Genomic DNA, 2,159 nt, shown 5'->3' on the forward strand with positions numbered 1-2,159 from the left:
GAATTGATGGACGGGGTTAAAGCATGAACAAAACGGGCATAAAAATTTGTGGACTTCAAAGCGTTGAAGTGCTAAAATCTATGGTAAACTTACCGGTCGATTATATAGGTTTTGTGTTTGCCGACAGCAAGCGCCGGATTGACGGCGTACAGGCTGGAGAGCTGCTTCGCGTATTGGATGAATGGACCTCAGGCAGCAGACCGCGCAGCGTGGGTGTATTTGTGAACCCTGGTGATGCACTGTTAAATGATGTGATGGAGAAAGCACCCTTGGATGTCATACAGCTGCATGGGCAGGAAAGTCCGCAGCGCTGTCGGGAGATCAGGGAGCGTTTTGGTATACAGGTATTCAAGGCATGGTCTGTGGACAGTCAAGGGCAGCTAGAACGCTCGGCGGACGAATTGGATGCCTATGTCGGGACAATTGACGCTTTACTGCTGGATACATACGATCCCCTGTATGGTGGCGGCTCCGGAAAAACGTTTGCGTGGGATCGAATTCCTGCCTATCAGGCTTGGACTCATCAACATGGAATTCCTTTGTTTGTAGCCGGCGGGCTGACTGCCGATAATGCGGAAAAGCTAGTTCATGAGTATCATCCCGATGGGCTGGATGTATCCAGCGGTGTAGAGACGAACGGAGTCAAGGACATTGCAAAAATCACAGCATTCGTAGAAAGGGTGAAGCAGGCATGACACAATTACCTGATAACAACGGACGTTTTGGAACATTTGGAGGACGTTTTGTACCGGAAACGTTGATGAACGCACTGATTGAATTGGAGGAATCCTACCGTAAGTACGCGGATGATCCCGAGTTTAAAGCAGAGTTGAACGGGCTCCTAAAGGACTATTCTGGTCGGGAAACGCCACTTTATCATGCGGAGCGTCTGAGTCAGCATTTGGGCGGGACTAAAATTTACTTGAAGCGCGAAGATTTAAATCATACCGGTGCCCACAAAATCAATAATGCATTAGCTCAGGGTTTGTTGGCGAAGCGTATGGGTAAACAGAAGGTCATTGCTGAGACAGGCGCAGGACAGCATGGTGTCGCGACAGCGACTGTGGCTGCGTTGCTCGGATTGGAATGCAAGGTGTTTATGGGCGAAGAGGATACTGTGCGCCAGCAGCTGAACGTCTTTCGGATGCAGCTTTTGGGTGCAGAGGTCATTCCGGTGACATCGGGTACACGTACACTTAAGGATGCCGGGAATGAAGCTTTGCGTTACTGGGTCAGCCATGTCCATGATACGTTCTATATTTTGGGTTCAGCTGTCGGCCCGCATCCGTATCCGATGATGGTGCGGGACTTCCAACGTGTGATTGGTGATGAAACACGTCGCCAGATCCTAGAGAAGGAAGGCAGACTTCCGGATGTCATCGTGGCAGCGATCGGTGGCGGAAGCAATGCCATCGGCATGTTTTATCCTTTTATTGAGGATCAGGGTGTCGCTTTGATTGGCGTGGAGGCCGCTGGAAAAGGTGTCGAAACGGAATTCCATGCAGCTACGATGACCAAGGGAACACAAGGGGTCTTCCAAGGCTCTATGAGTTATCTGCTTCAGGATGAGTACGGACAAGTGCAGCCTGCGCATTCCATCTCGGCTGGACTGGATTATCCAGGTGTTGGACCGGAGCATTCATACCTGAAAGATATTGAGCGGGCCAAGTATGTTCCGATTACCGATCAGGAAGCGCTGGATGCGCTTCAGCTTCTCTGCCGTACCGAAGGAATACTTCCTGCATTAGAGTCGGCACATGCAGTTGCACAGGTCGTCAAGCTGGCACCTACGTTGACGGCAGATGATATTATCGTCATATGTTTGTCTGGACGCGGGGATAAAGATGTGGACTCCATTATCAAGTATTTGGGAGGAAATCCGTCATGAATTTAATTGATCAGGCGTTTGGTCGCCTTAAAAATGAAGGCAAAACGGCATTAATTCCTTTTCTGACGGTAGGCGACCCGGATGTGGATACTACAATAGAGATCATTCGGCAGTTAGAGTCGGCCGGAGCTGACATATTGGAACTGGGTGTACCCTATTCCGACCCACTGGCTGACGGTCCTGTAATTCAGCGCGCGTCTGAGCGTGCACTGAAACGGCAAATTTCCATCCGCACGTGCATGGAGACAGCTTCTCTGGCTAGGGCGGCAGG

General features: G+C 50.5%; 3 protein-coding genes. All 3 read left to right on the forward strand.

Annotation, left to right across the window (positions count from 1 at the left end; translation table 11 throughout):
* Positions 1-23: 23 nt before the first annotated feature.
* Positions 24-695, forward strand: coding sequence for a phosphoribosylanthranilate isomerase (locus GRP75_RS25040; RefSeq protein ID WP_028540642.1), 672 nt, complete (start codon positions 24-26; stop codon positions 693-695).
* Positions 692-1,888, forward strand: coding sequence for a tryptophan synthase subunit beta (trpB, locus tag GRP75_RS25045; protein WP_028540643.1), 1,197 nt, complete (start codon positions 692-694; stop codon positions 1,886-1,888). Before GRP75_RS25040 ends, trpB begins: the two co-directional genes overlap by 4 nt.
* Positions 1,885-2,159 (forward strand): tryptophan synthase subunit alpha (locus GRP75_RS25050; RefSeq protein ID WP_202404305.1); only part of this gene is annotated, 275 nt, incomplete at its 3' end. The genes trpB and GRP75_RS25050, both read left to right, overlap by 4 nt.

The organism is Paenibacillus sp. OT2-17 (genome assembly GCF_009827695.1).
Lineage (GTDB): Bacteria > Bacillota > Bacilli > Paenibacillales > Paenibacillaceae > Paenibacillus > Paenibacillus polymyxa_B.